The organism is Polaromonas naphthalenivorans CJ2, assembly GCF_000015505.1.
Lineage (GTDB): Bacteria > Pseudomonadota > Gammaproteobacteria > Burkholderiales > Burkholderiaceae_C > Polaromonas > Polaromonas naphthalenivorans.
In genome coordinates this window covers 1742779-1768116 of record NC_008781.1, presented here as the reverse complement: position 1 = coordinate 1768116, position 25338 = coordinate 1742779, and the positions used below count along the sequence as shown (strand labels likewise).

The window sequence follows — 25338 nt, the reverse complement described above, 5'->3', positions numbered from 1 at the left end:
TCGTTGATCATATCGGCTCGGTGCCCGCAAACCCGGCCCGGCTCAGGGTGAAACGCTCTTGATGCTGCCCGGAACAATCCGGGCGCCCCAATCGCGGATCATGTCCTGCACGAAGGGGTCATTTTGAATCAAGGCTTCGGCGGCGCGCTGGCGTTCGGCCAGTGCGGCGCCGTTGCGGCGTGCCGGGGTGTCGGTCACGGGTCCGACTTCCACGGCGAGCTGAAGGGCCGGATCGACCAGCGCCGCCTGAAGCGCAAGCTGCAGCTTTTCACGCGCGGCAGGCTGGCTCAATGACTCGCGCTCGACGCGCAAGGTCCAGACGCCTTCGCTGCGGCTGCGCAACTCCGACTGCAGGGCCAACTCGCGCGTCAGGGCCGCAATGGCTTCGGCTGCCACCAGTTGGTTGACCAGTTGGCCCCAGGCGTCGCAAAGGGAAGCATCCTGAAGCAAGGTTCCGGGGGATGACGCCGTGGGCATGACAGGCTGATCGGCCGGCGGTTTTTCAGGCGCTACAGAATTAATAGCAGCCCGCGCTTGTCCAGCGTGCGCAAAAGGCTTGTTTGATTCGTAAACTGGAGCAGAAACCGGCGCTGGGACAGCCTGCACGGCCGGCACCACGGCCGGGCGGCTCTGCGTTGCAGGAATTCGATGGACAGCAGGCGCTGCGGCTTGCTCAGGCAGCGGCTTTTTTGCCGGCTCGGCGGCACTCCCCGGCGCAGGCTTGACGGCAACCGGAGACGCTACGCTGGAGGCCTGGGGTTTGAAGGCCAGCAGGCGCAGCAGCACCATGGTCAGCGCCGCGTATTCGTCGGGCGCCAGGCCCAGCTCGCCGCGCCCGTGCAGGCACAGGCTGTAGAGCAGCTGGGTTTCATCGGCCGGCATGGCCTGGGCCAGCCGGGCGGTCTCGGCAATTTCCGGATCGGTGTCGTCGTCGCCCGCGCCCATGCCGGGGACGGCCTGCAGCACCGCCATGCGCTGCAGGATGGTCGCCATTTCCTCCAGCGTCGAGGCAGCGCTCAGGCCGTTGAGGCGCAGCACTTCGGAGGTTTCGACCACCGTGCGGCCATCGCCGCGCGCCAGCGCATCGAGCAGGCGAAACACATAGCTGCGGTCCACGCTGCCGAGCATGACACGCACGCTGGCTTCGTCGAGCCGGCCCGAGCCGAAGGCAATCGCCTGGTCGGTCAGCGACAGCGCATCGCGCATCGAGCCGCGCGCGGCGCGCGACAGCAGGCGCAGGGCCTGCGGCTCGGCCGGGACGTTTTCAAGGGCCAGCACCTGCACCAGGTGTTCAAGCACGGTTTCGGGCGCCATGGGACGCAGGTTGAACTGCAGGCAGCGCGACAGCACCGTGGCCGGCACTTTTTGCGGGTCGGTCGTGGCCAGCACGAACTTGAGGTATTCAGGCGGTTCTTCCAGCGTCTTGAGCATGGCGTTGAAGGCCGTGTTCGTCAGCATGTGAACCTCGTCGATCATGAAGACCTTGAAGCGGCCCACGACCGGCTTGTACACCGCCTGCTCCAGCAACTGGGCGATTTCATCGACGCCCCGGTTGGATGCCGCGTCGAGTTCGGTGTAATCGACGAAGCGGCCGCTGTCGATGTCGCGGCAGGCGTCGCACACGCCGCAGGGCGTGGCGGTGATGCCGCCCTGCCCGTCGGGGCCGGTGCAGTTGAGCGACTTGGCCAGGATGCGCGAAACGGTGGTCTTGCCGACGCCCCGGGTGCCGGTGAACAGGTAGGCGTGGTGCAGCCGCCCGGTGCCGAGCGCATTGCCCAGGGCCTGCACGACATGCGACTGGCCCACCATTTCAGAGAAATTCTTGGGGCGGTATTTGCGGGCAAGCACTAGATAGGACATCACGACATTCTAAATTGGCTGGAGCCATGCATTTTCCCGGCGGCAAAGCGGGGAAAGCCGCTCAGGACACCGTGGCTTCGTCGCTGCGGGTATCGCCCCGGTTGTCTTTCCAGCGAACGCCAATCGTGTCGCCCGCCTGGGCGCCCTTGACGACAAACTGCAGGTAGGGGTTTTTCGACACGCCCGGACCCCATTCGGCCTCAAGCACGGTGTTGCCGTTGTGGCTTGCCGTGACCTCCTGGATATACCAGGCCGGCGCGATGTGGCCGGCCTCGTCCTTGCGCTGGCCGCTTTCCATTTCATGCGCCATGAGGATGCGGACGGTGGCCTTGCCGCCGCTGGCCTGGGCGCGGATGCGCATCGGGTCTGCCATGGTGAACTCCTGATTCGGGATAAAAAGCCGGCCCGCGCGTCAGGTGCCGCAACTGCCGAGTGTGACTTTGATTTCCTTGCGGGCGTACAGCGCCCGGCCATCGTCCATGACGGCGACGGCGTACACGCTTGATGACTGCGCCAGCTTGGCGCGGATGGAAAAAGCCGGCTCGACAGCGGCCGACACATTGAACAGCGCCACCAGCGGAACCGGATTTTTTTCCACCAGCAACAGCAGGCGCCTGACGCCGGGCAGCGTGGTGCTGAAGGCAAACGGAACGACAGCGCCGTTTTCGGCAATGTCCGGGCCGCTCAAGGTCACGTCGCCGCTTTCGGACAAGGCGCCGGCACCCAGCGCCGCCATCGCGTCCTGAATGGTCCTGGCGTCAAAGGCCTGCTTGCTGCTGGCCCTGGCAAGCTGCGGGAACAGGCCGGTGCCAGCCAGCAAGGCCGCCAGGGCGGCAGTATGACTGAGTGCCTGTCGGCGCGATGGCATCCGGTTTTTATGCATGACTCGGCTTGAAGGCTCAGCGCTGGATTGCTGCATGCAGCGCGACCAGCGCCTGCGTCAGCTTGTGGCCGGGGTCCATGTAGATCATGGGCAGCGACTGCTCGTGCGACTCACGGACCTTGATCGACGACGGTAAATAAGGCTGCAGAACCGGCAGGCCTTCGGCGATCAGTTCATTGACGATGCGTTGCGGCAAATTGGCCCGGGGCTGGAACTGGTTGACCACGATACCTTCGACCTTCAGGCCGGCGTTGTGGTCGGCCTGGATTTCCTGCACGTTTTCCAGCAGGGTGTAGAGCGCCTTGCGCGAAAAATCGTCGCAGTCGAACGGAATCAGGCAGCCGCGCGCGGCAATCAGCGCCGAGCGGGTGTAAAAATTCAGCGCCGGCGGCGTGTCGATGTAGATACGGTCATAGTCGCCGGCCAGTTGCTGCAGCGCTTCGCGCAGCTTGAAGATCTTGTGGCGCGATTCCAGCTTGGACTGCAGCTCGTCCAGCCTGGGGCTCGAAGGCATCAGGTCCAGGTTTTCATGCGGCGTGGCAACGATGAATTAGGCCGGCAGCACCTTGCGCAGGCTGAAGCTCAGGGTGTTGTCAAAAAAATCCGCGATGTTGGGCTGACCCTGAACCGCTGCATCCCCCATCAGGTAAGCGCTGGAGTTGCCCTGCGGGTCGAGGTCGATGACCAGGGTGCGCAAGCCCTGACTGGCGCTGATGGCGGCCAGATTGCAGGTGATGGTGGACTTGCCCACCCCCCCTTTTTGATTGAATACGACGCATGGCATGGGGCAATTCCTTGTGCTGCAAACTTGAAGCGGTGATTGTGCCCTCTTGCGGGCAAAAACAGCCTCGACATCCCTTGTCAGGTAACCACCGCTGAAACGCCGAATCCGCGCATCAGGCCAGCGTGTCTGCCCAGATGTTGCGCGCCCACGCCATCGCATAGCGCCCCTCGACCTCGCTGGCGGCGCTGGACAGGCCACCAGCGCCGGCCACGGTCAGCATGGTTTTTTTGCCGGCGTCATAGCGATGCACGCTGGCGACATGCACCACCTCCGTGGCGCTGACAAAGCTGTAGCAGACATTGTTGTAAACCGGCTGAGGATTCGGTTGCCGCCCCGTCAACAGCGCCACCACGGCTGCCGCGCAGGTTTTGCCATGCTGGTTGGCCATGTGGCCCGATTTGGGCATGGCGGGCGCGATCTGGATAGCGTCGCCCAATACATGGATGTTCTTGGCCGCGATGGACTCAAAAGTCAGGAAATCGACTTCGCACCAGCGCTTGTTGGCAGTCGCCAGACCCGTATTGACAGCGATTTCGCCAGCACAGGTGTCAGGAATGACGTTCAGCACCGAGGCCTTCGCATCGTCATGGAACTCGAACTTGAGCGTGTTGGTGGCCGCATCCACATCGACCGCCTTGTGCGAAGGAAAATACGCAATGATTCCTTTGTAACGCTCAGCCCAGGCTTTTTTAAACAGCGCCCCTTTGGAGGTGACATCTTCGTTCGCGTCAAAAATCAGCACCTTGCTTTTGGGCTTGGCCTGGCTGAAATAATGCGCCACCTGACACGCCCGCTCATAAGGGCCGGGCGGGCAGCGGTAAGGCGCCAGCGGAATCGACAGCGCATACACGCCGCCGTCGGGCATGGCTTCGAGCTGCTTTCGCAGCGCCAGCGTCTGCGCACCGGCTTTCCAGGCGTGCAGCACCTTGTCCCGGGCGCTTTCCCTGGCCATGCCGGGCAAGGTGTCCCACATGAAATCCACGCCCGGCGAGACAATCAGCCGGTCATAGGGCAATTCAGCCCCGCTGGACAGCACAACCCTGCGCCGGTCGGGATCGATGCGGCTCACCCGGTCCCGCACCAGCCGCACGCCGTGCTTGCCGGCCAGCCCGTCATAAGGCGTGGTGATGTCAGCCATTCCCTTGCTGCCGCCAATCACCAGATTGGAGAGCGGGCAGGAGATGAAATGGGCGCCGGGCTCGACCAGGGTGACGTCGATGCTGTAGCCGGACCACATGCGCACGTACTTGGCCGCAGTGGCGCCGCCATAGCCGCCACCGATCACCACGACTTGGGGACGGCTGCCGCCGCCGCGCAGGCCGGCGCAGCCCGCGAACAGCCCCAGGACGCCCACAGCGCCCGACACCCCAACACCTTGCACCAGCTGGCGACGTTTGATGTTCATTTTTTTATTTGTCCAGAGCTGAAAAATAGGCAGCCAGGGCGCCGAGCTGCTCGTCGGAATAGCCTTTGGCGATCTGCTGCATGAGGGTTGCCGGCTTTTTTCCGGCCTTGAAATCGAGCATCGTCTGCAGCAGGGCCTCCTTGTTCATGCCGGCCAGAGACGCCATGCCCGACTGGGCCATGCCCTGCGTGCCATGGCAGGCCGCGCAACTGGCAGCCAGGCTGCGCACCTGCAGGGCATCCATCGGCTGGGCCTGAACCTGGGTCCAGCCGGCAAAAGCAAGCAGCGCACTGGCCTGCGCCATAGATATCCATTTCATGACTTGATTGCTTTCCTGTAAGTGGCTGGCAAACTGACCCCGGATTTGAAAATGGCGTCAAGGACGCGAAGGCGCAAAACCTTCCCCTATAATCAGCGGTGACGGGCCTTCCCGCATGGTAAAGCGGCCAACCGGGTCAGATGGGGAACCAAGCAGCCCTAACTGCGGAGCCAGTGCCGGGGTCAAGGCTCGTCACCTTATTCTTTCTTATTCGCTGACTTCCTCAATGGCAAGGGTGGTCTGCACCGCATGGTCGGCAATCTGCGCCGTCATCAATGCCAGCGACGCCAGCGGATACGTCCCGCTGATGATTCCCTTGTACGCAATCTCGGCCGCCACGGCCTCCTGGTCCAGCCCTTCGGTGGCGGCGACGATGCAGTCCTCGATGGACGCCAGGCCGACATCGGCATACAGCGGCTCGCCTTCATAGCTGACGCTGTACTCGTACAGGTCCTGCTCCATCGGGTCGATGTGGAATCGAACAATCATGCCATCCTCTTTTCTTTCGTTGACTATAAAAATAATAGCAGCCTGCGCTTATGGGCTGTGCGCAAAAGCAGAAAATCGTTAAAAATTTCGGCCTGCGCAGGCATTTCTTCCGGCTGCCGGCCTCATGGCGCGGGATGGCGCTCGAAGGCGGCCTCAAGCCGGTGAACCCGCAGCCCGTCATGCCCCAGCGCGCCGCACGCCACCTGCAGCAAATGATGGTGGTGCGTGAACACCAGCACCTGGCCCGCAGTGGCGAATTTTGCCAGCGCGCTGAACATGCTGGCGGCGCGTTCGTCATCGGCGGTCATAAGCACGTCGTCCAGCACCAGCGGCATCATGCGGTCGGGTTTGCGCTGCACCTCCAGCGCGGCCAGGCGCAGCGCCAGATAAAGCTGGTCGGCCGTGCCTTCGCTCAGGGCGGCGACTTCCATGCGCTGGCCCTGCGCGGACTCGGCCAGCAGCACCGGGGCGTCGTGGTCCTCGTCCACCCGCAGGCGCACAAAGCGCCCGCCGGTCATCAGCCGGAAATACTCGCCCGCCAGCGCCACCACCGGGCCTTGCGCCTTTTCGCGGTGACGCCGCAGGGCTTCGCCGAGCAGGGCCTGCGCCAGCTTGAGCTGCGCCCACGGCCGCACGCCAGCGCGGTAGCGGGCAATCGCCGCCTCCATTTCCTCTCTGGCCTGGGCGGCGGCGTCCGAGGTGTCGATCTGCGCCAGCGCGATGCGGGCGGCCTGCTCGGCGTCGATGGCGGCTTGCTCATCGGCCTCCAGCCGCGCAATAGCTGCCGCGCAGGCCTGCTTTTCGCCGTCAATCGCCACGCGGTCCAGGCCGGCCAGTTCGGCGCGCAGCGTGGCGGCGTTCTTGGGCGAGGTTTGGGCCAGTTGCTCCTGCAGATCGTGCAGCCGCGCCGCTGCCGTGCGCCGCTGCTCCGAGCGGGTTTCGGCTTCGGGCAGCGCGTCGGCGTCTTGTGCGCCGGCCTGCGCCACCAGTTGCGCAAGCGCCTGCGCGGCGCTTTGCAGATCGGCCTGCGCACGCTGCTGGCGCCGGAGTTCTTCGGCTTCGCTGCGCTCCCCGGCGGCCTTCAGCTGCACGGCCTCGCGCGTTTGCGCCAGCCGCAAGGCCAGCGCATCGAGCCAGGCCGACTGGTGTTCCCACACCGGCTCCTGCACCAGTTGGCCCAGCGCGCCAGCAGCGTCGAGGGCGGCGTTTTCGCTGTCCTGCATCGCCCTGACCTGCCCGAGGTGCTCGGCATGGCGCTGGTAGTCCTGCACCCAGTGCTGCAATTCGGCCAGCCGCGCCTTGAGGGTCTCGGCGGCGGCGCCCTGGCCCAGGTAAAGAAGTCGTGCCTTGTCGTCCAGCGTGCGCTGGCAACCCTGGCGCAGCGCCGTCAGTTCGGCCACGCTGGCTTGCGCGTCCTCGATGTCCTGCGCCAGGCTGGCCATGTCGCTGGTGCGCTGCGCGATGGCGGCCTGCTGCGCCAGCAGGCGGCGGTCGGCGTCGGCGCCCAGCTTCATCAAAACCTGCAAGGGCGCAGCCTCATCCGGCGCGGCCAGCCCCAGCGCGCCCAGCGCGCCCAGCGCGCCCAGCGCGCCCAGCGCGCCCAGCGCCGTCAGCAGCGGCTGCGTGGCGGCGCTGATTTGTTGCGCCAGCCGGGCATGGTCTTGCGCAACGACGGTGAGGCGCTCGTGGCGCTCCAGCGCACTCTGGCGCAGCGCCTGCCATTCGCGCACCAGCGCCGCCGTTCCGTGTGGAAGGCCCAGTCGCGCCAGCGTGCCGCGCCAGTTCTCATCGAGCACGGCCAGCGCCTGCGCCTGTTCAGCGCGGGCGCGCTGGTGTTCGGCCTGCGCCTGCGTCATTTCGGCGATGCGCTGTTCGCACTCGGCCACTTCAGCGGCCCGCGTCGCGCCTTCGCGCAGCAGGTCGGCCTGCCGGTCGGCCTGCGTCTGCGCGCGCTCGAAGGCGTGCGGCAGGTCGGCCGCCAGAGATTGCGGCTGATGGCCGGGCGACTCCGTTACTGGCTCGGCTGCCGCCGCCGGCCGGTCGATGAACGCGCTGCGAACCGTCTGCCAGCCCGCATCGCGCACGGCTCTGGCCTGGCGCAGGGTCTCGGCGGTGACGACTTCGCCGGTGGCCGACAGGCTCTTGTGGCGCAGCTGCTGCGCGGCCAGGTCCGTCTGCAGCTTCTTCAAGTCGCTCTGGCTCAGTGCCGCCTGCTGCTGCCAGTCGCGGCGCACCTGCTCGTAAGTGTCAATCTCGGCCGAAGCCAGCCAGCGCGAGGCCGTCAGTTGCGCCGCGGAGTCCAGCCCCAGATCGGCCAGCGCCTGCGCCAGCCGGCGCTGCTCGGCGCCTAGCGCGGCCTGCTGCTCGGCCAGCCGCTGGGGCGCATCGCCCAGCAGTTGCGCCTGCGCCAGCGCCATGGCCAGCGCCTGCTGCAAGGGCAGCGCGGGCGCTTCGAGCAGTTCGCGCCGGTGCAGCGCCAGCTTGCGCTCGGCCGCGTCCAGCCGCTCCTGCGCATGCTGCAGCGCCAGCGTCAGGCTTTTGGCTTCATCGAGCAGGCGCGCCAGTTCGGCCTGGTCCGCCGCTGAAGGGGCACGCTGGAAAAACGCCTCCAGGCTGTCCGGGCTCTGGCCGCCGCCCATGATTTGCGCGGCCTGCAGCAACAGCTGGCCGGCCTCGGAATCAGCTTGCGCTTGCAGCTTGAGGCGCTCGTCGCGCCCGTGCCGGGCCAGCGCCAGATCAGCGGCCAGCCGGTCAATCGCTGGCGCATGCGTCAGCAGCAGCGGCTCGATCCGAAGCGCCTGCAAGCCCGCCCGGCATTCGGCCAGCGCGGCCTGGGCCTCAAGCAGCGCCTGGCGCGCCTGGGCCTGCTGCTGCAGCGCGGCCAGCCGCAACTCTCTGGCGTCTTCGGGCAGCGCCACATGGCCCTGGACTTGCGCCCAGCCCTGCTCGTTGAGCGCCAGTTGCTGCAGCAGCGGCTCGACGGCGCGCAGCTCGGCCAGTTCGGCCTGGCGCCGCCGCTGCCCGGCCAGATCGCGTCTGACAGTGGCCAGATGCAGCTCGGCCGCTTCATGCTCGCGCTTCAAGGTTTTCCATTGATCGGGCTTGGTGATTGCCAGCCGGTAGCGCTGCTTGGCCTCGTCGAGCTGGCGCAGCGCGTCATTGAGAATCGGCGCCTTGCTGCGTGGGTTGAAGTATTTTTTGGCGTCTTCCTGCAGGGTTTGCAGCATCTGCTTGATGCCCGCCGAGCCGGTGCTGGCCTCGAACAGCGCCGCGCCCAGCTCGCCTTCGCCCTGAATCAGGAGTTGCCCGCCCTTGCGCAGATGCTGGGAATTGAGCCCGTACATGGTTTCGAACTGCTCGCGCGCCACGCCGCCGGTCAGCGCCAGCAGCACCTCGGGCGAGACCACGCCGCCCGGCAACTGCATGCCGGTGAGCGGGTCGGCGCCCATCAGCGTGTCGTTCATGCCCTTGCGCCGGGCCAGTCCGACGGCGCGGCCCGCCACATCCTCGAAGCAGCCGGCCACGCGCATGTTCTTGAACTCGTGGACAAAATCGTCCTTGCTGCGCATCGGAATGCCATAGCGCAGATCGGTGATGGCGCGCAGCGCCGAGGACTTGCCCGCCTCGTTGGCGCCGTAAATCAGGTGCAGGCCGGCCGGGCCGGAAAAATCCAGCGTGGTGTCGGTGAACGGGCCGAAGGCTTTTAAAAACAGGGTGCGGATTTTCATGCGGCTGACCTTTCTTCGGGGACATTCAAACGCGCCAGCAAGGTGGCTTCGGCGTCCTTGACCAGCGCCAGCAGCGCGGCCGCGTCGTCCAGGCGCGGAATGTCGCTTTCGGCCAGCTCGTGCGCCAGCGCGGCCTGCACCTCGGCGGGCAGCTTGCCCAGCACCTCGGTCAGCGCCTCGCGGCAAAACGTCTCCAGCGCCGGGCCATCGCTAGAGAGCTCATCGACCCAGCGCACCAGCTCGCCCAGCGCGTCGCCGCCCTGCCCGATGCGCTCGCGGTCCAGCGGCGAGCGCAGCCTGAGCTTGACCTGCTCGATCCAGACATCGGCGCCCGCAACCTCCTGCGCCGCCGCCTGCACCGCCGCTTCGAGCGTGCCGGGCTGGCTGGCCTCTAAGGCCTGCAGCGGCGTCTGCCCGGTCAGCACCACGCGCATGGCATGCAGCACCTCGCCGGCATCGGCCACGGCGGACTGCAGCGCCTGCACCACCTGCCGGCGCAGATCATCGAGCTGCAAAACCGGCTGCATATCAATTTCCACTTGGTGCCAGCGCACCACGTCCAGCGGCACGAAGCGCGCCGTGATCGCTGTTCCTTCGACCGTCACCAACTCGCAGCCCTTGGGACCGGTCTCGCGCGCGTGGCGGCCCTGCAGGTTGCCCGGAAAGACCACGCGCGGCGCTTCGCACACCACCTGCCGCGCGTGGACATGGCCCAGCGCCCAGTAGTCGTAGCCCTTGGCCTTCAGATCGGACAGGGTGGCCGGCGCGTAGGTGTCGTGGCCGTCCGTGCCGGTCAGGCTGGTGTGCAGCAGGCCGATGTTGAAGCAGCCCGGCAGTGCTGGAGGGTAGCCGGGCACCAGGTTCTCGGGCACCTCGCGGTTCGGAAAGCTGTGGCCGTGAATCGCCACGCCCAGCGCCTTCAGGTGCGCCGTCTCGGCGGTGCGGCTGGAAAACACCTTGACGTTGTCGGGCCAGGGAATCTGCCGGGTCATGTGGCTCTGCGCATCGTGGTTGCCCTGGACAATGAAGACTTGGATGCCGGCATTTTTCAGCGTCACCAGCTGCGCATTGACGAACAGCCCGGTATGGAAATCCTGCCAGTCGCGGTCATACAGGTCGCCGGCCATCAGCACGAAATCGACTTTTTCGTCAACCGCCAGCTCCACCAGCCGCTCCAGCGCCCGGCGCGTGGCGCTGCGCAGGCGCTCCAGCGGCGCGCCCTGGTAGCGGCTCAGGCCGCGCAAGGGGCTGTCGATATGCAGGTCGGCGGTATGGATGAAACGCATGCAAGGCTCTTTTTCAGTTTGGGGCGGCGCCCACACAGAGGGCAATCAGGCTTGGGGATTGTGTCGCAAGGATGGGCCCGTCCATTGCAAAAATTATCATGCTATATTTTTAATAGCTATATACGCAGGTGGGATATGCGCAACAGGCACTTTTATCATAAAACCAGCGCCCAGCAAGGGCTACAGGCCCGAAGGTTGCCGCTGACAGCCACGGCCGCCGTGCGCAGGGCGCCAAAGGGCTTGAAACAGGCCGTCCTCTTGGCGAGCGCACTGGCAATCATTACCATAGGCGCATGTGCAGTCACTACGAATCCGTGCAAAACCGGCAGCGCTACCAGCGCCATTTCGGTGTCGAGCCACCGGCCGATACGGGCAAGGCTGATGTCTGGCCGCTGTACGCAGCCAGCCTGATCCGCCGCCCGCCTGAGGCCGAGGCCGGCGATGAAGCCGTGCCCGAGCGCGAAGCCCTGCCCGGCCAGTTCGGCCTGGTTGCGCACTGGGCCAAGGACAGCGCCGTGGGCCGGCGCACCTACAACGCGCGCAGCGAGACGGCCGCGAGCAAGCCGAGTTTTCGCGATGCCTGGCAGCGCGGCCAGCGCTGCATCATTCCGGTCGAGGCTTTCTTTGAGCCCGACTGGCGCAGCGGCAAGGCCGTTGCCACGCGCATCACCCGCGCCGATGGCAAGCCCATGGGCCTGGCCGGCCTGTGGTCGCGCTGGAAATCGCCCCAGGGCGAAGTGCTGCACAGCTTTTGCATGCTGACCATCAACGCGGACAGCCATGCGCTGATGAAAAACTACCACAAGCCGGCGGATGAAAAAAGAATGGTGGTGGTATTGCCGGACGGGGCTTATCACGACTGGCTGGCAGCGCCCGTGGCGCAAACCATGGACTTCATGCAGCCCTACCCAGCCGGCCAGCTGGCGGCGGCGTCATGACACGTCCGCAGAAAGCGAATGGCGGCTTGCGCGCGCACGGCTTGCCACCGCGATGGCGAGCGCGACGACGATCAGCATCGCCGCGACGGCAAACGTGATCCGCATGCCCGTGGCCACCGCCTCGGGACGCGCCGTGCTGATGTCGGCCGCCCTTGATGCGAGCGCGAACACAGCGCCCATGACGGATGCGCCGGTGATGAGCCCGAGATTGCGCGACAGGCTGAGCATGCCGGAAATGACGCCGCGCTGATCCGCACGGATATCCGCCATGACGGCGGTGTTGTTGGCCGTCATGAACAGCGCATAGCCGACGGTGACGACGACGATGGGGGCGATATAGCCAGCGATGCCAAGGATGCCGGGCGGCGCCGGCAGCATGGACAGAATGAAGCAGCCGGCCGCCATGCCGATGAGTCCGACGATGGTCATGCGCTGCGCGCCAAAACGGTCCGCCATGCGGCCAGCCGGCACGCCGGCCAGCGCGGCGGCAAACGGGCCGGCCGACAGCACGAGCCCGACCAGCGCCGCGTCGAGCCCGAGCGCGCGCGACAGATAGAACGGCCCGACCACCAGCGTCGCCATCATCACCGTCGAGACGAGCGCGCTCATGGCCAGGCTCGCACTCAAGCTTCGATCACGGAACATCGCCAGTCTGATCAAAGGCGAGGCGGCTTTCGCCTCGGCGCGCACGAACAGGCCAACGCCCAGGGCAGCCGCCAGCAGCAGCGCCATGTTGAGCACACCGAAACTGCCGCGCCCCATCGTCATGGCGAGTGCATACGCCGCGAGCGTCAGCGCCAGCAGCAGCGTGCCCACGGGGTCGAAGCCGGCACTATTCGTCCTTGGCCCCCGGCGATCAACCGGCAGGGTGCGATGCGCGAGCAGAAACGCCGCGATGCCCAGCGGGACGTTGACGAGGAAGATGGTCCGCCAGCCGAACCCGGCAATCAGAATGCCGCCGAGCGATGGACCGAGCGCGGTGCCCACTGCGGACATCGTTGCCAGCAGCCCCATGGCGCCGCCTAGCTTGGCCTTCGTAACCGTCTCACCGACAAAAGCCATGGTCAGGGCCATCATGATGGCGGCGCCCAGGCCCTGCGCCGCCCGGGCGGCAATCAAGAACCATAGCGTGGGCGCGATGCCGCACAGGATCGAAGCCACCGTGAACAGGAAGATTCCGGCCAGCAGCAACCGCCTTCGGCCGGTGATGTCGCCGAGCCGCCCGACGCTGACGATCAGGGTGGTGATGGCGAGCAGATACGCGAGGACGACCCATTGCACTTGCTGGAAGGAGGCGTTGAACGCTTGCGCCAAGGTCGGCAGGCCGACATTGGCGATGCTGGTGCCGAGCGAGGACAGCAGCATGGACAGCGACAGGCTGGCGAGCACCCACCGGACCGAAGGCGTGCGTTCCACGCTTGCGACGACTGCCGCATCTTGTTTTTCAATGATTGACTTCAGCATGAATTGCTTTCTGGCGACTCCGAAAATGGAGCGGTCATGCAAGCGTAGTCCCTTACCCGGCATAGCGGAAGGCGCACCATTTGCACTTTATTCATGCGTTCAACGCCACATCATGGTCAAACTGCGCTAGGGTCGATGCCATGTCAACACCCGATCTCAACTTGCTGGTCACCCTGGATGTATTGCTCCAGGAAGGCAGCGTTGCGCGCGCCGCTGTGCGCTTGCGGCTGAGCCCATCGGCGATGAGCCGGGCGCTGGCGCGATTGCGGGAGACGACGGGCGATCCGCTGCTGGTCAGGGCCGGGCGCGGCCTCGTTCCCACGCCCCGCGCGGTCGAGCTGCGCGAGCGGGTCAGCCAGCTCGTGCAGGACGCCCAGGCGGTTCTGCGCCCTGCCGAGAAGCTCGACCTCCAGCAACTGATACGAACCTTCACGCTGCGCACCAGCGAAGGCTTTGTCGAGAACTTCGGCCCCAGCCTCATTGCCCGCGTCGGCGAGCAAGCGCCCGGCGTGCGGCTGCGCTTTGTGCCCAAGCCGGACAAGGACAGCGCGCCACTGCGCGACGCAAGCGTCGATCTGGAAACCGGCGTTGTGGGAAAAACGACGGCGCCGGAGGTGCGCGCGCAGGCCTTGATCCGCGACCGTTTCATTGGCGTCGTGCGCATGGGGCACGCGCTGAGCCAGGGCGAGATCACGCCCGCCCGTTATGCGGCTGGCAGGCACATCTGCGTCTCGCGGCGGGGGCTCGACAGGGGTCCGGTTGATGAAGCCCTGGCGCCATTCGGGCTGCAAAGGCAGATCGTCACGACCGTCGCCGGCTTTTCGGCCGCGCTGGCACTGGCCCGGGCCTCCGACCTGATCGCCAGTGTTCCCGAACGGCACACCGGAAACCTGCGCGCCGGAATGCACAGTTTTCCCCTTCCGGTCGCCACGCCGGAGATCACGGTGTCATTGCTCTGGCACCCGCGGCTCGATGCCGACCCCGCGCATCGCTGGCTGCGCGGGTGTGTTCGGGATGCCTGCGCCGGGCAACTCACGGATGCATCGGCATGCGCTGCCGGGCCAGCGAGCGCTCCACTCGCCTGAGCGGCCAGGGCGATTTCAGCCCAGGCAGTTGTCCTGCAGGCTCACGGTTTGTCCGCTGGCAATCGAGCAGCGCACGGCTTCGACGGTACGCAGGCTTTGCAGGGCATCGGCCACGGTGACGAGCGGCGCGGCCTTGCCGGCAATCACATCGCAGAAGTGGCCCAGTTGCGCCTTCAGCGGATCGACGGCTTCAAGCGCCAGGGTTTTTTCGACAAAAGGCGTGAACCAGCCGGGCGTCTGGTCCGGCGCATAAGACCAGGTGCGCAGCGTCGGCACGGCCAGCGAGCCCCGGGTGCCGGCAATGAAGTAGCAGTCTTGCGACGGGTAGCGCGGATAGTCGGTGTTTTCGCCCGAGGTCTGCTCCCAGCTGCGCGGCGCGGCCACCGTGTCGGACAGCGTGAAAGTGCCCAGCGCGCCGCTGGAAAACTTCAGCGTCATGACCACGGTATCTTCCACCGCGAATTGCCGCACCGCATTCGAGGCGACGGCATGCACCGACTCGACCTCGCCGCACAGGTAGCGCAGGTTGTCCATCTCGTGAATCAGGTTGATCAGGATGGGGCCGCCGCCCGCTTGACTGCGCCAGGCGCCCTGCTCGAAATAACTGTCGGGCTTGTAGAACTGCGCGCTGCCCATGACGGTGACCACCCGGCCCAGCTCGCCAGACTCGATGGCGCGCCGCGCTAGCTGCAGCGTGCTGCTGTGCCTGCGGTGATGGCCGACCAGCATCGGCACCGGATTTTTGGCCAGCGCATCGACCAGTTGCCGGCCCGCCTGCAGCGAATCGGCCACCGGCTTTTCAATCAGGGCCGGCACACCGTGTTGCGCGCAGCACAGCGCGCCGGGCACATGCAGAGGATTCGGCGTGGCCAGAATGACGCCATCGGGCGTTGCAAGCGCCTGCGCCGCAAACAGGTCTTCGAGGCTGGCGAAGTGCGGCACGCTCAAGGAGGCGGCAAAGTCCACCGACGCAGGCGTCGGGTCCACGATGGCGCACAAGCGGGTGCGCGCGCTGGCCTGGATCAGCTCGATGTGGCGCCGGCCAATCAGGCCGGCGCCGGCCACGGCCAGCTGGAAAACGCGCGAATCAAGGGAAGGATCAGGATCAGTTAAAGGCATGGTGGCTTCACGGTTTGTGGGTCAAGGAGGTGTGCAGTTCAGTCAGCGCCTGCACCTGGGCGCGGGCCAGTCCGGCGGCATGCTGCGCCAGCGCAGGGCTGAACCATTCTTCTGCGGCCTGCGGCGGCAAGGCCGCGCGCACGGCGTCCAGGTTGGCGCGCATGCGCTGGGTGTCCACCTGCAGGCCGGGCAGCGCATGCGCCATGGCGCGGGCAGAGCCATGCGCCGACGTCAGGAGCCCCGGCCATTCGGCCAGTTCGGCCTGCCAGTTGCCCAGGGCGCGCTCATGCTCTTGCGGCATCGCGGCCAACAAGGCCGCCACGCGCTGCGGCGCGCGCGCACTGGCCGCCAGCGCCACCATGCAGGCCACCGGATTGCGCTTGTGCAGCATGGCCGTCGAGCCGCCCCGCCCTGCCTCTGACGGCTCGGCCACCTCGCCCACTTCGTACTGGCCCATGAGCGAAATGTCCCTGGCGATTTTCCCCAGGCTGCCGACCAGCAGCCCCAGCTCGCAGCCCAGCGCCACCCATTCGTCGCGCTGCGTGTGCCAGCAAAAAAGCGGTGGCTTGAGCTTGAGGTCGGCGGCCATGAGCGCAATCACCTGTGGCCCCCTGTCCTTCATTTCGGCCAGCGTCCCCACCGCGCCGCCCAGTTGCAGGCTCAGGGCATTGGCGCTGCTGAGCTGCAGGCGCTGCAGGCTGCGCACCAGCGGCGCGGCCCAGCCGGCGCATTTGAGGCCAAAGCTGGTGACGCAGGCCGGCTGCATCAGCGTGCGGGCCAGCACCGGATCGGCCGCATGGCGCCCGGCCAGCGCCAGCAGAGCGGCCACCGACTTGTGCACGTCGGCTTCAATCAGCGCCAAGGCATGGCGGGTGACCAGGACCAGCGCGGTATCGATCACATCCTGGGAGGTCGCGCCGAAATGGACAAAGCGGGCCGCATCCTTGTTGAACAGGCCGACGGTTTCCTTCAGGCTCTTGACCAGCGGTATCGCCACGCTGCCGGCCCGGCCGCTTTCGCGCACGATCTTGGCCACATCAAACAGCTCGACCTTGCAGGTGCCGATGATGGACTGGGCCGCAGCCTGCGGAATCAGGCCGGCCCGCGCCTGCGCCCGCGCCAGCGAAGCCTCGAAGCGCAGCATGGCATCCAGGAAATTGCGCTCGCTGAAAGCCTCCTGGATTTCGGACGTGGACAGGAAGCCTTCAAAAATGCTGCTCATGCGGTGGGACTTCCGTCAACAAGCCAACCGCTCAGCGTTTGAGCCGGATCTGGTTGGGCAGCGGCACCGAACGCCGCAGCACATCCTCGCCCAGCCACTGCGCCGAGCGCCAGGCGCGCCGGGCCACCGTGGGCAGCGGCATCTGCTGGTAGTCGTCGTTGAACACCTCAAAGCTGTAGTCGCCCCGGTAGCCCAGCGCGTGCAGCCGGGCCACCAGCGCGGCCAGCGCTTCGCTGTGCACGCCCTCGCCCGGAAACACCCGGAAATGCCGCGCCGTGTCGATGCGCTCCTGGACCGACTTGATGTCCAGCCACATGAAATCGGCCAGCTGCACCAGAAAGATTTTCTGCGGGTCCAGCATCTCCAGCTCGTCGAGCGGCGTGTTGGTGGCGAACAGGTGGAACGAGTCCAGGCCCAGGCCCAGGTTGGGCATGTCGGCCTGGCAAACCAGGTCCCAGGCCTGCGGAAATTCATTGACGGTCCGGCCCCAGGACAGCGCTTCGTAGGCGACCTTGATGTTCATCGGAATGGCCAGCATGGCGAGCTTGCGCAAGTCCTTGACCAGCGCCTGCGTGTCCCCGCTGGCATGCACCGAGGTCGAGGAGCAGACCAGCAGCAGCCGGCAATCGAGCGCATGGCACATCGCCAGCATCGACTTGGCGATGTCGATCTTGTAGGCGTGCAGATGGCCCGAGAGGCCTTCAAAATCGCGCAGCACCTGAAAGCCGGTGACGCGCAGGCCGCTGGCGCGCACGGCGGCCACGGCGGCCTCCATGCCGTCGGGGTGGCCGACCAGGTCGCGGGCGGCCAGCATGATCTGGGTGAAGCCGGCTTCGCGCACGGCCTTGAGCTTGGCCTCAAGAGGCCCGGCCAGCGAAATCGTGTCCATGCCGAAATCGCCGATATTGCCGCTGTTGTGATTCATGATGCGTTCCTGCCTCAGCGTAGGTTGTGGACCAGCTCGAAGCTCACGCTGCCCATCCAGGTCTTGGTGAGCGCGCCCCGGTCCTCGGTGTGCACGCCGCGCGACTCGACAAACTCCACGCCGCGCTTGCCGAGTTCGGCCACGGCGGCCAGCACGTCCGGGCAGCCCAGTCCGATGCGCTGCAGGCCTTCGTTGCTTTCGACTTCCAGCACGCTGGCGTCGGGCTCGATCAGCTGCAGGTAAAAGCGCGACGAGGCCGGGCACGGGCTGCGCAGGATGCGCCCCTTGGGCAGGATGCCGAAGCGCTGCTCGGCGGGCAGTTCAATGAAGCCGAACAGTTCGCGGTAAAACTCCGCCCAGTCCTCGGTGCGGTCGGTGCCGATGTACTGCACGATGCCGAAAAAATGCAGCCCGGCCACGGCCGGCGGATGTTGCTCCACCGTCGGGATCGGCACGAAGTCCACGTCATAGATCGAGAACTTGTCGTAGCGGTCCACGAAATAGATGCGGCTGGTGCCCACGCCGTGGATGGCCGGGATGTTCAGCTCCATCACCTCGACACGCGGCGGCACGGCCCAGGCGCCTTTTTCCAGCGCATGGGCATAGGCCGCTGCAGCGTCGCGCACGCGCAGCGCCACGGCCGCGAGCATCGGTTTGTCGGCCGGCTGCGCGCCGTTGGGCATGACGGGAATGTGGGCGTTGACGATCACGTTCATGCCGCCCTGGCGGTACAGCATCACCTCGCGCGAGCGGTGCCGGGCAATCGGGCGAAAGCCCATCATCTCCAGCACCTGGCCCAGCGCCTGCGGCTTGGCGGTGGCGTATTCGATGAACTCGATGCCGTCCAGCCCCAGCGGGTTGGCGGCCTCCTGGATGGCTTCACGGTCGGCGGCGGACGCTTGCAGCGGTGTACTCATGGGATTTTCCAGTTGAATGCAAAAAATTCGGTTTAAACCATCAAAGCAGCGCGCTGGCGACTGATCCGCCTGCCGCGCCGGGCACATGGCCGCCGCCCAGAAAGAGCCGCTCGATGTTCGGGTCGGCCAGCAGCTCGGACGCCTTCTTGTGCAGCACCAGTTGGCCCGACTCCAGCGCAATCGCATCGTCGGCCATCTTCAGCGCGCTTTTCACGTTCTGCTCAACCATCAGCACGGTCGTGCCCTGACCAGCCAGCTTTTGCAGCAGCTTGAACACGTCCTGCACCACCAGCGGCGACAGGCCAATCGACGGCTCGTCAATCAGCAATACCTTGGGCCGCAGCAGCAGCGCGCGGCCGACTTCAAGCTGCTTTTGCTCGCCGCCCGAAAGCGCCGAGGCCTGCGAGTGCAGCCGCTCCTTCACGCGCGGGAAGAATTCCAGCACTTCCGGGATGCGCTCATGCGTGATCTTGGTGCCCAGCGTGATGCCGCCCAGCTCCAGGTTCTGGAACACGGTGAGCTGGCCGAACAGGTTGCGGCCCTGCGGCACGAAGGCGATGCCCTTGGCCAGCAGCTCTTTCTGGGTGGCCCCGGCAATGTTCTCGCCATTGAGCAAAATGCGACCCTGGCGCGGCTTGAGCAGGCCGAACAGGGTTTTGAGCACGGTCGATTTGCCCGCGCCGTTGGGGCCGAGCAGCAAGGTGATCGAGCCGCGCCTGACCTTGAAGGACAGGTTGTTCAGGATCATGAAGTCCTTGTAGCCGGCCACCACGTCGTCGAATTCAATGCAAATATCGTCTGCCATGTTCAATTCCCCAGGTAGGCGTCGAGCACCTGTTTGTTAGCGCGGATTTCGGCCGGCGTGCCAATGGCCATCACCTTGCCCTCGACCATCACCATGATGCGGTGGCACAGGTCCATCACGAAGTCCATGTTGTGCTCGATCACCACGAACGAGCCCTTGCGGGTCTTGTTGAGTTCCTTGAGCAGGCTGGAAATGCCGCCCACCAGGCTCGGGTTGACGCCCGCGCAGGGCTCGTCCAGCAGCACCAGGTCGGGCTCGGCCATGAAGGCCATGGCGATATCGACCAGCTTTTGCTGGCCGTAGCTCAATGTGCCAGCCAGGGAGTCGGCCACATGCCGGATGCGGAACTGGTCGATCAGCGCGTCGGCCTTGTCGCCCAGGCCCGAGTCGCCGGGCGCGAACATGCGGCTCCACATGCTGCCGTGGTGCTCCTGCGCGGCGACGATCAGGTTGTCGCGCACCGTCATCTTGCCGAACACCTGCAGCGTCTGGAAGGTGCGGCCCACGCCCCGGCGGCTGAGTTCGAGCGGCGACAGGCCGGTGATGTTCTGGCCCTTGAGTTCAATCGTTCCGGCGTCGGGCGTGATCTGGCCGAGCACGCTGTTGAACATGGTGGTCTTGCCCGAACCGTTCGGGCCGATCACGCCGAAGATCTCGCCCGGCATGACTTCAAACGACACCCCGCCGACGGCCTGGATGGCGCCGTAGGCTTTCTTGAGGCCTGTTACTTTTAGCAAGGCATTGCTCATGACGAAGCTCCAATTCTGCTGGCCGCTGCGGTGCGCGCCGCCGACGCTGCGCGCGCGGCCCGCTTGGCCTTGATACGGTCGGGAATGCTCAGCAAGCCGTCGGGCAGCCAGATCATCAAGAGCACCACGGCGGCGCCAAACAGCGGCAAATACCAGTTGGCCACGCCCGGAACGTCGCGCAGCCATTCGGGCAGCACCACGCCGACAGCCGCGCCAATCACCGGGCCGAGGAAATAGCCCGCGCCGCCGACCACCACCATCAAATACATCATGATCGACGCGCCGACCGCGAAAGGCGCCGGCTCGATGAACTGCACCAGCGAAGCGAACAGCGCGCCGGCCACGCCGGCATACACCGCGCCGATGGCAAAGCTCAGCAGCGTGTAGTTGCGGATGTCCACGCCCAGGCTTTCAGCGCGGATCGGGTTGTCGCGCAGCGCCTTGAAGGCCTTGCCCCAGGGCGAGCGCAGCAGGCCCCACAGCAGCCCGGCCAGCACCAGCGTGACGGCCAGCACGAAGTAGTAGTAAGGCCGGTTGGCTTCGAGCGAATAGCCAAAAATCACCGGCCGCGCAATGTTGTTGATGCCGAAGGTGCCGCCGGTCAGCCACTCTTCATTGCGCATCACCAGCCAGACGGCGGTGTTGAAGCCCAGCGTGGCAAACGCCAGGTAGATCGTCTGCACGCGCAGGGCCGGAAAGCCCAGGATCAGCCCGATGGCAAAGCACAGCAGCGCCGCCGCCGGCAGGCCGAGCCAGAAGCTGATGCCGGCCTTCATCATGATGGCGACGGTGTAGGCGCCGATGCCGAAGAAGGCCGCATGGCCGAGCGATTTCTGCCCCGCGTAGCCGATGGTCAGGTTCAGCCCCATGGTGGCGATGATGAAGATCAGCCAGTAGGTCAGCAGGTAAATGCCGTAGTTCTTCAGGTATTGCGGCGCGACCAGCACCAGCAAGGCGCCCAGCACCGTGAACAGCGTGGCGAATTTGTTGTTGAAAATAGCGTTCATACTTTTCGCTCCTCTTTCTTGCCCAGCAGACCTTGCGGCTTGAACAGGATCACGACCATAAAAATCACCAGGGCCACCGCATCCTTGTAGGCGGGCGAAATATAAGCCGCAGCCAGGTTTTCACACACCCCGACGAGCAGGCCGCCCACCAGCGCGCCGCGCGAGTTGTTGAAGCCGCCGATGATGGCCGCAAAAAAGGCCTTGTTGCCCAGGCCCTCGCCCATGTCGAACTTGGCCAGGTAGGTCGGCGTGACCAGCAGCGCCGCCGCCACCGCCAGCACCGCATTGATGGCGAAAGTGTAGAAAATCATGCGCGGCACATTGATGCCGAGCACCGAGGCGCTTTCGGTGTTCTGGGCGACCGCCTGCATGGCGCGGCCGGTGACGGTCTTCGCCAGAAAGGCCTGCGTTCCCATCACGATGGCCATCGCCAGCACAAAGGTGCCGATGTCCTGCAGCGTCACCGTGACGCCGGCAATGTTGAACAGCTTGTCGGCAAACAGGCTGGGAAACGGATGGGCTTCGGCGCTGTAGCCGGCGCGCACGCCGTTGCGCATGAAGATCGACAGGCCGATGGTGGCCACGACGATGGGCATCATGCCGTACTTGAACAGCGGATCGACCACGCCGCGCTTGAACACCCAGCCCAGCACCAAAATGGCCAGCAGCACGGTAAGGACAAAGCTCACCAGCATGGGCGCGCCCAGCGACATGAAGCCGAGCATCATGAAGGCCGGCAGCATGACGAATTCGCCCTGGGCAAAATTGATCGTGCCCGAAGCCTGCCACAGCAGGGTAAAGCCCAAAGCCGCCAGCGCGTAGATCGCGCCGGTGGCCAGGCCTGAGAAAAGGAGTTGGAGGAAGTCTGTCATGGCAGGGCTTGCATAAAGTGGCTTGCGAGGAGATTGAAGGGTCCGTCGCACCCGCGCCCGGGCGCGGGTGCTGATGCGACTGGCTGCGGCCCGAGGGCCGGTGGCTTATTTTTTCGCTGCTGCTGCGGCGGCTGGCGTGGCCCCGGCACCCAGCGGTGGCAGGATGGAAACGACTTCCTGCTTGCCGTTCTTGACCTCGATCATGAAGCTCTCGCGGTCCAGGTCGCCTTTGGCGTCAAACGACACATCCATCAGCACGCCGGGCTGGTCGGCGGCCTTGACCTTGAGCGTGTGCAGCGTGGCGGCCACCGCCTTGCGGTCGAGCTTGCCGGTCTTTTCAATCGCCGCCTTGAGGATGTAAATGCCCGAGTAGCCTTTCATGCCGTTGTGGTCGGAGACATATTTGTATTCCTTCTCGAACTTGGCGCGAAAGGCGCGAATCGCCGGCTGCGGCGCATCGACCGTCAGGCCGACGTGGGCAATCGCGCCGTTGGCGGCGTCGCCGGCCAGTTCAATGACTTTCTGGCCGGTCAGCGTGGTTTCGCCAATGATGGGCTTGGTCCAGCCCTGCTTGCGCAGCTCGCGCAGGATGCGCGCCGACTCTTCTTCGTTTGAATAGGCGAACACGCCGTCGGCATTGCTCTGCTTGGCCTTGAGCACGGCGGCGGAAAAGTCAACCTGTCCGTTGTCGGTGGAAATCTCGGCCACGACCTTGGTCGGCGAATTGGCCAGCGCTTTTTTCAGCGCATCCAGCCCACCCTTGCCGAAGTCGTTATTCACATAAATGATGGCCAGGGTTTTCAGCTTGGCCTGCTCGCTGATGTAGCGCGCCACCTTGGGCATGGCGCTCGCCTGGGTGAAGCTGGTGCGAAACACGTAGGGGTTGCCCTGCTCGGTGATGCCGGCCGCCTCGCCGCCGGTGAAATTGGGCACCTCGGCGCGGCGCGACTCGGCCATGCTGACCATGATGGAGCCGGAGAACACCGGGCCGAAAATGGCGAACACGTCGTTGTCGATGGCTTTTTGCGTCAAGCCCTTGGCCACGCCCGGGTTGCTCTGGGTGTCGTTGGTGGTGGTCTGGATTTTCTTGCCCAGGATGCCACCGGCGGCATTGATTTCCTTGACCGCCAGTTCCACGCCGTTCTTGAAATTGGTGCCGGCGCTGGCGCCGCTGCCGGACAGCTCGACAATGTTGGCGATCTTGATCACTTCTTGCGCAAAACCGGCTGTTGCGCTTGCTGCTATTGCACAGGCAGCTATTAATTTAAGAGCGAATCGTTTGTTCATGCTTGTCTCCTCGGGGGGTTTAAAAAAGTGAAATTTCGCCTTGCAGCTCAGCGGGGTAAATCTGCTGCCGGATAAAGCTGGAATCGCGCTGTACCGCCTGCGCGGCCGCATGCAGGCCAAAGAAATCAAGGTAGAGCGCGCCCTGCCGGATCATCATCTCGAAGCCCGGATGCGCCACCAGGCCGAGTGCGCGCGCCGCCCGCACCACGGGCGTGGGCTGGTTCTTCATCAAAATATCCACCAGCGCGGCATGCGGCGCCATGCGCGACACGTCGCAGGGCATGGGGTCGGTGCGTTGCAGGCCCAGTGGCGAGGCGTTCACGACCAGATCAAACCCGGCCGGGTCGTTGCTGCCTGCCGCCCTTACCGTTACCCTGGCCGCGGTCGCCGGAGACAGCCGCTCGGCCAGCGCCCGAGCCTTGCCCGGCGTCGGGTCGTACAGGGCCACTTCGCCTGCCGCGCCCTTCGATACGCGGGAAGCGGGGCTGACCAGCGAAGCCGCAATGGCCGCCGCGCCGCCGCCCGCGCCCAGAATCAGCACCCGTTTGCCGGTGTACGCGATGTTGAAGCCATTGAGCGAATCGACCAGCCCTTCGCCGTCGAACAAAGCGCCGACCAGCCGGCCATCGGCATCGCAGCGCACGGCGTTGACCGCACCGGCCAGGCGTCCAAGTTCCGAGCATTCATCGAGCAGGTCCATCACCAGCGACTTGTGCGGGATGGTCAGGAACAGGCCCTTGATGTTGCGGGCCGAAAAGGCGGCCCGGACAAAGTCCCGCACCGAGGCGGCCGGCACATGCACCGGCACCAGCACCGCATTGATGCCCAGCGTGGCAAAGATCAGGTTGAACGATTCGGGCGCGCGCACCTGCTCGACCGGATCACCGAGGATCAGGTAAACATCAGTGGCGCCGTTGAGGGTGGGAAGCATGGGGTGCAGAGCCTTAAGCGTTCGATAATCGATACAAAACTTGAATTGGCCTGAACTTTAGTGGCTGCACACCGTCTTGAGAAGTGCCAAAAACAGCTGTTTGCGCGATAAACGAACAAAAATGTTCGCCTATCGCGCGAAACAAGGGTTTCACCCGAGATTTACGTTTGCTGATTCCCCACAATACTTTGGCCATGACTTCGCCCGCCCAACCACTGTCCCGGCCTTGCGTGCCGAACGCCCCGACATCCGCCCTCGACAAGCGCGACTGGATTGCCGGCCTTGAAAAAGGCCTGTCCATCATTGAGTGTTTTGACGATGCCAATCCCCGCCTGACCGCCAGCCAGGCGGCTGCGCGCTGCGGATTGAGCCGCACCGCCGCGCGCCGCTACCTGCTGACGCTGGAGCACCTGGGTTATGTCGCCACCGACGGCAAGCTGTTCTGGCTGACCCCGCGCGTGCTCAGGCTGGGCCAGTCTTATCTGGAATCGGCGCGATTGCCGCGCATGGTGCAGCCCTTTTTGCAACGCGTGACCGCTGGAACGCAGGAAAGCGCTTATGTCAGCGTGATGGACGGCGACGAGATTGTCTACATTGCGCGCAATGGCGCCAACCGCGCCATGAACACCGGCTATGTGCTGGGCTCGCGGGTCCAGGCGCAGGTCACCGCCGCAGGCTTGATGATGCTGGCGCTGCGCGAACCCGGCTGGCTGGAGTCCTGGCTGAACACCCATGAGCTGAAGGCCTACACCTCCTACACCATTGCCAGCAAGGACCGCCTGCGCATCGAACTGGCGCGCGTGCGCGCCCAGGGATGGGCCATTTCGGAGCAGCAGCTCGAACTCAATCACCGCGGCATTGCCGTGCCGCTGCGGGACCGGCACGGTGAAGTCATGGGGGCCTTGAGCGTCACCATGCCCATCGGGCACGAGTCCAGCGAAGATGCCGTTGCCCGCGTCCTGTCCGTGCTGAGCGAAACCGCGCAGGCCATGCGCCACCTGATCTGAGGAATCCGGCGGCTCAAAACCGGGGCCAGGCGGCACTCCGGCCCGGCATTCGCTGAAGGCGCGCGGCTCGCCGCCTTCTCATCGGCGTGGAATTTGCTATTTTTTTAATAGCTAACTTCGCCCATCAGCCATGCGTAAAAGGCCAAATCGAAGCATCACCTCGCCAATCCGCATGAATGCTGGCCTGCACGGCGCTTGCCGGCTGGAGCTGTGCTGATACGCGCCACAAAACCCAGGATGGAAAAGTCAACCAGCT

At 65.3% G+C, this 25338-nt stretch carries 22 protein-coding genes, 1 other RNA gene and 1 pseudogene; 4 read left to right on the top strand and 20 right to left on the bottom strand.

Going from position 1 to position 25338, the window contains the following annotated elements:
* Positions 1-42: 42 nt before the first annotated feature.
* From dnaX to PNAP_RS08325, 6 genes and pseudogenes are all read right to left on the bottom strand, one after another.
* On the bottom strand, positions 43-1860 hold the full coding sequence (gene dnaX, locus PNAP_RS08350; protein ID WP_011801069.1) for a DNA polymerase III subunit gamma/tau: 1818 nt from the start codon (positions 1858-1860) through the stop codon (positions 43-45).
* 61 nt (positions 1861-1921) lie between these two features.
* Positions 1922-2233, bottom strand: coding sequence for a thiosulfate oxidation carrier complex protein SoxZ (gene soxZ, locus PNAP_RS08345; protein WP_011801068.1), 312 nt, complete (start codon positions 2231-2233; stop codon positions 1922-1924).
* Positions 2234-2272: 39 nt separating this feature from the next.
* Positions 2273-2728, bottom strand: coding sequence for a thiosulfate oxidation carrier protein SoxY (soxY, locus tag PNAP_RS08340; RefSeq protein ID WP_041376616.1), 456 nt, complete (start codon positions 2726-2728; stop codon positions 2273-2275).
* A gap of 31 nt (positions 2729-2759) precedes the next feature.
* Positions 2760-3527: pseudogene (locus PNAP_RS08335) on the bottom strand (ParA family protein).
* Between the two features lie 112 nt (positions 3528-3639).
* Positions 3640-4932 (bottom strand): NAD(P)/FAD-dependent oxidoreductase, encoded by a 1293-nt coding sequence (locus PNAP_RS08330; protein ID WP_011801066.1) that lies wholly within the window; start codon positions 4930-4932, stop codon positions 3640-3642.
* Positions 4933-4936: 4 nt separating this feature from the next.
* The gene (locus PNAP_RS08325; protein ID WP_011801065.1) at positions 4937-5251 is read right to left on the bottom strand and encodes a c-type cytochrome; all 315 of its coding nucleotides are present in this window, start codon (positions 5249-5251) and stop codon (positions 4937-4939) included.
* A gap of 100 nt (positions 5252-5351) precedes the next feature.
* Between PNAP_RS08325 and ffs the strand changes: the two genes are divergently transcribed.
* Positions 5352-5448, top strand: an RNA gene (ffs, locus tag PNAP_RS25165) — signal recognition particle sRNA small type.
* 10 nt (positions 5449-5458) lie between these two features.
* On the opposite strand, the gene PNAP_RS08320 is transcribed toward ffs, so the two are convergent.
* From PNAP_RS08320 to PNAP_RS08310, 3 genes are all read right to left on the bottom strand, one after another.
* Positions 5459-5740 (bottom strand): hypothetical protein, encoded by a 282-nt coding sequence (locus PNAP_RS08320; protein WP_011801064.1) that lies wholly within the window; start codon positions 5738-5740, stop codon positions 5459-5461.
* Positions 5741-5862: 122 nt separating this feature from the next.
* Positions 5863-9468 (bottom strand): ATP-binding protein, encoded by a 3606-nt coding sequence (locus PNAP_RS28140; RefSeq protein ID WP_011801063.1) that lies wholly within the window; start codon positions 9466-9468, stop codon positions 5863-5865.
* Positions 9465-10754 (bottom strand): metallophosphoesterase family protein, encoded by a 1290-nt coding sequence (locus PNAP_RS08310; protein ID WP_011801062.1) that lies wholly within the window; start codon positions 10752-10754, stop codon positions 9465-9467. The genes PNAP_RS28140 and PNAP_RS08310 overlap by 4 nt, the downstream gene beginning before the upstream one ends.
* Positions 10755-11047: 293 nt before the next feature.
* Here PNAP_RS08310 and PNAP_RS08305 point away from each other — a divergent pair, with 293 nt between their 5' ends.
* Complete coding sequence (locus tag PNAP_RS08305) at positions 11048-11692, top strand: SOS response-associated peptidase (protein WP_011801061.1); 645 nt, start codon at positions 11048-11050, stop codon at positions 11690-11692.
* On the opposite strand, the gene PNAP_RS08300 is transcribed toward PNAP_RS08305, so the two are convergent.
* Positions 11687-13156, bottom strand: a complete 1470-nt coding sequence (locus PNAP_RS08300; protein WP_041377114.1) for an MFS transporter — start codon at positions 13154-13156, stop codon at positions 11687-11689. The two genes, PNAP_RS08305 and PNAP_RS08300, sit on opposite strands and share 6 nt — an antisense overlap.
* Positions 13157-13296: 140 nt before the next feature.
* On the opposite strand from PNAP_RS08300, the gene PNAP_RS08295 reads away from it, so the two are divergent.
* The gene (locus tag PNAP_RS08295; RefSeq protein ID WP_011801059.1) at positions 13297-14241 is read left to right on the top strand and encodes a LysR family transcriptional regulator; all 945 of its coding nucleotides are present in this window, start codon (positions 13297-13299) and stop codon (positions 14239-14241) included.
* Between the two features lie 15 nt (positions 14242-14256).
* Here the strand turns inward: PNAP_RS08295 and PNAP_RS08290 are convergent, their stop codons facing one another.
* The 10 genes from PNAP_RS08290 to PNAP_RS08245 all read right to left on the bottom strand — a co-directional run bounded on the left by PNAP_RS08290 (position 14257) and on the right by PNAP_RS08245 (position 24075).
* Positions 14257-15360 carry a Gfo/Idh/MocA family protein gene (locus PNAP_RS08290; RefSeq protein ID WP_011801058.1) on the bottom strand — a complete coding sequence of 368 codons (1104 nt, stop codon included), beginning with the start codon at positions 15358-15360 and terminating at the stop codon, positions 14257-14259.
* Positions 15361-15367: 7 nt separating this feature from the next.
* Positions 15368-16582: a 3-carboxy-cis,cis-muconate cycloisomerase gene (pcaB, locus tag PNAP_RS08285; protein ID WP_011801057.1), complete on the bottom strand. Its 1215-nt coding sequence runs from the start codon at positions 16580-16582 to the stop codon at positions 15368-15370.
* Between the two features lie 31 nt (positions 16583-16613).
* On the bottom strand, positions 16614-17507 hold the full coding sequence (locus tag PNAP_RS08280) for a sugar phosphate isomerase/epimerase family protein (protein WP_011801056.1): 894 nt from the start codon (positions 17505-17507) through the stop codon (positions 16614-16616).
* A gap of 14 nt (positions 17508-17521) precedes the next feature.
* Positions 17522-18424 (bottom strand): 4-hydroxyphenylpyruvate dioxygenase, encoded by a 903-nt coding sequence (locus PNAP_RS08275; protein WP_011801055.1) that lies wholly within the window; start codon positions 18422-18424, stop codon positions 17522-17524.
* A 40-nt stretch (positions 18425-18464) separates the two neighbouring features.
* Positions 18465-19229, bottom strand: coding sequence for an ABC transporter ATP-binding protein (locus tag PNAP_RS08270; RefSeq protein WP_011801054.1), 765 nt, complete (start codon positions 19227-19229; stop codon positions 18465-18467).
* Between the two features lie 2 nt (positions 19230-19231).
* The gene (locus PNAP_RS08265; protein WP_011801053.1) at positions 19232-19978 is read right to left on the bottom strand and encodes an ABC transporter ATP-binding protein; all 747 of its coding nucleotides are present in this window, start codon (positions 19976-19978) and stop codon (positions 19232-19234) included.
* Positions 19975-20985, bottom strand: coding sequence for a branched-chain amino acid ABC transporter permease (locus tag PNAP_RS08260; RefSeq protein WP_011801052.1), 1011 nt, complete (start codon positions 20983-20985; stop codon positions 19975-19977). The genes PNAP_RS08265 and PNAP_RS08260 overlap by 4 nt, the downstream gene beginning before the upstream one ends.
* Positions 20982-21857, bottom strand: coding sequence for a branched-chain amino acid ABC transporter permease (locus tag PNAP_RS08255; protein WP_011801051.1), 876 nt, complete (start codon positions 21855-21857; stop codon positions 20982-20984). Before PNAP_RS08255 ends, PNAP_RS08260 begins: the two co-directional genes overlap by 4 nt.
* Before the next feature lie 105 nt (positions 21858-21962).
* Positions 21963-23144: an ABC transporter substrate-binding protein gene (locus PNAP_RS08250; RefSeq protein WP_011801050.1), complete on the bottom strand. Its 1182-nt coding sequence runs from the start codon at positions 23142-23144 to the stop codon at positions 21963-21965.
* Between the two features lie 19 nt (positions 23145-23163).
* The gene (locus tag PNAP_RS08245) at positions 23164-24075 is read right to left on the bottom strand and encodes a shikimate dehydrogenase family protein (protein ID WP_011801049.1); all 912 of its coding nucleotides are present in this window, start codon (positions 24073-24075) and stop codon (positions 23164-23166) included.
* A 194-nt stretch (positions 24076-24269) separates the two neighbouring features.
* On the opposite strand from PNAP_RS08245, the gene PNAP_RS08240 reads away from it, so the two are divergent.
* Positions 24270-25082, top strand: a complete 813-nt coding sequence (locus tag PNAP_RS08240; protein WP_011801048.1) for an IclR family transcriptional regulator domain-containing protein — start codon at positions 24270-24272, stop codon at positions 25080-25082.
* The last annotated feature ends 256 nt before the right edge of the window (positions 25083-25338 follow it).

What these genes read in the sequence shown, in the direction of transcription:
- dnaX (WP_011801069.1), bottom strand. Translation starts at nt 1,860, where the DNA reads ATGTCCTATCTAGTGCTTGCCCGCAAATACCGCCCCAAGAATTTCTCT.
- soxZ (WP_011801068.1), bottom strand. Translation starts at nt 2,233, where the DNA reads ATGGCAGACCCGATGCGCATCCGCGCCCAGGCCAGCGGCGGCAAGGCC.
- soxY (WP_041376616.1), bottom strand. Translation starts at nt 2,728, where the DNA reads ATGCCATCGCGCCGACAGGCACTCAGTCATACTGCCGCCCTGGCGGCC.
- PNAP_RS08330 (WP_011801066.1), bottom strand. Translation starts at nt 4,932, where the DNA reads ATGAACATCAAACGTCGCCAGCTGGTGCAAGGTGTTGGGGTGTCGGGC.
- PNAP_RS08325 (WP_011801065.1), bottom strand. Translation starts at nt 5,251, where the DNA reads ATGAAATGGATATCTATGGCGCAGGCCAGTGCGCTGCTTGCTTTTGCC.
- PNAP_RS08320 (WP_011801064.1), bottom strand. Translation starts at nt 5,740, where the DNA reads ATGATTGTTCGATTCCACATCGACCCGATGGAGCAGGACCTGTACGAG.
- PNAP_RS28140 (WP_011801063.1), bottom strand. Translation starts at nt 9,468, where the DNA reads ATGAAAATCCGCACCCTGTTTTTAAAAGCCTTCGGCCCGTTCACCGAC.
- PNAP_RS08310 (WP_011801062.1), bottom strand. Translation starts at nt 10,754, where the DNA reads ATGCGTTTCATCCATACCGCCGACCTGCATATCGACAGCCCCTTGCGC.
- PNAP_RS08305 (WP_011801061.1), top strand. Translation starts at nt 11,048, where the DNA reads ATGTGCAGTCACTACGAATCCGTGCAAAACCGGCAGCGCTACCAGCGC.
- PNAP_RS08300 (WP_041377114.1), bottom strand. Translation starts at nt 13,156, where the DNA reads ATGCTGAAGTCAATCATTGAAAAACAAGATGCGGCAGTCGTCGCAAGC.
- PNAP_RS08295 (WP_011801059.1), top strand. Translation starts at nt 13,297, where the DNA reads ATGTCAACACCCGATCTCAACTTGCTGGTCACCCTGGATGTATTGCTC.
- PNAP_RS08290 (WP_011801058.1), bottom strand. Translation starts at nt 15,360, where the DNA reads ATGCCTTTAACTGATCCTGATCCTTCCCTTGATTCGCGCGTTTTCCAG.
- pcaB (WP_011801057.1), bottom strand. Translation starts at nt 16,582, where the DNA reads ATGAGCAGCATTTTTGAAGGCTTCCTGTCCACGTCCGAAATCCAGGAG.
- PNAP_RS08280 (WP_011801056.1), bottom strand. Translation starts at nt 17,507, where the DNA reads ATGAATCACAACAGCGGCAATATCGGCGATTTCGGCATGGACACGATT.
- PNAP_RS08275 (WP_011801055.1), bottom strand. Translation starts at nt 18,424, where the DNA reads ATGAGTACACCGCTGCAAGCGTCCGCCGCCGACCGTGAAGCCATCCAG.
- PNAP_RS08270 (WP_011801054.1), bottom strand. Translation starts at nt 19,229, where the DNA reads ATGGCAGACGATATTTGCATTGAATTCGACGACGTGGTGGCCGGCTAC.
- PNAP_RS08265 (WP_011801053.1), bottom strand. Translation starts at nt 19,978, where the DNA reads ATGAGCAATGCCTTGCTAAAAGTAACAGGCCTCAAGAAAGCCTACGGC.
- PNAP_RS08260 (WP_011801052.1), bottom strand. Translation starts at nt 20,985, where the DNA reads ATGAACGCTATTTTCAACAACAAATTCGCCACGCTGTTCACGGTGCTG.
- PNAP_RS08255 (WP_011801051.1), bottom strand. Translation starts at nt 21,857, where the DNA reads ATGACAGACTTCCTCCAACTCCTTTTCTCAGGCCTGGCCACCGGCGCG.
- PNAP_RS08250 (WP_011801050.1), bottom strand. Translation starts at nt 23,144, where the DNA reads ATGAACAAACGATTCGCTCTTAAATTAATAGCTGCCTGTGCAATAGCA.
- PNAP_RS08245 (WP_011801049.1), bottom strand. Translation starts at nt 24,075, where the DNA reads ATGCTTCCCACCCTCAACGGCGCCACTGATGTTTACCTGATCCTCGGT.
- PNAP_RS08240 (WP_011801048.1), top strand. Translation starts at nt 24,270, where the DNA reads ATGACTTCGCCCGCCCAACCACTGTCCCGGCCTTGCGTGCCGAACGCC.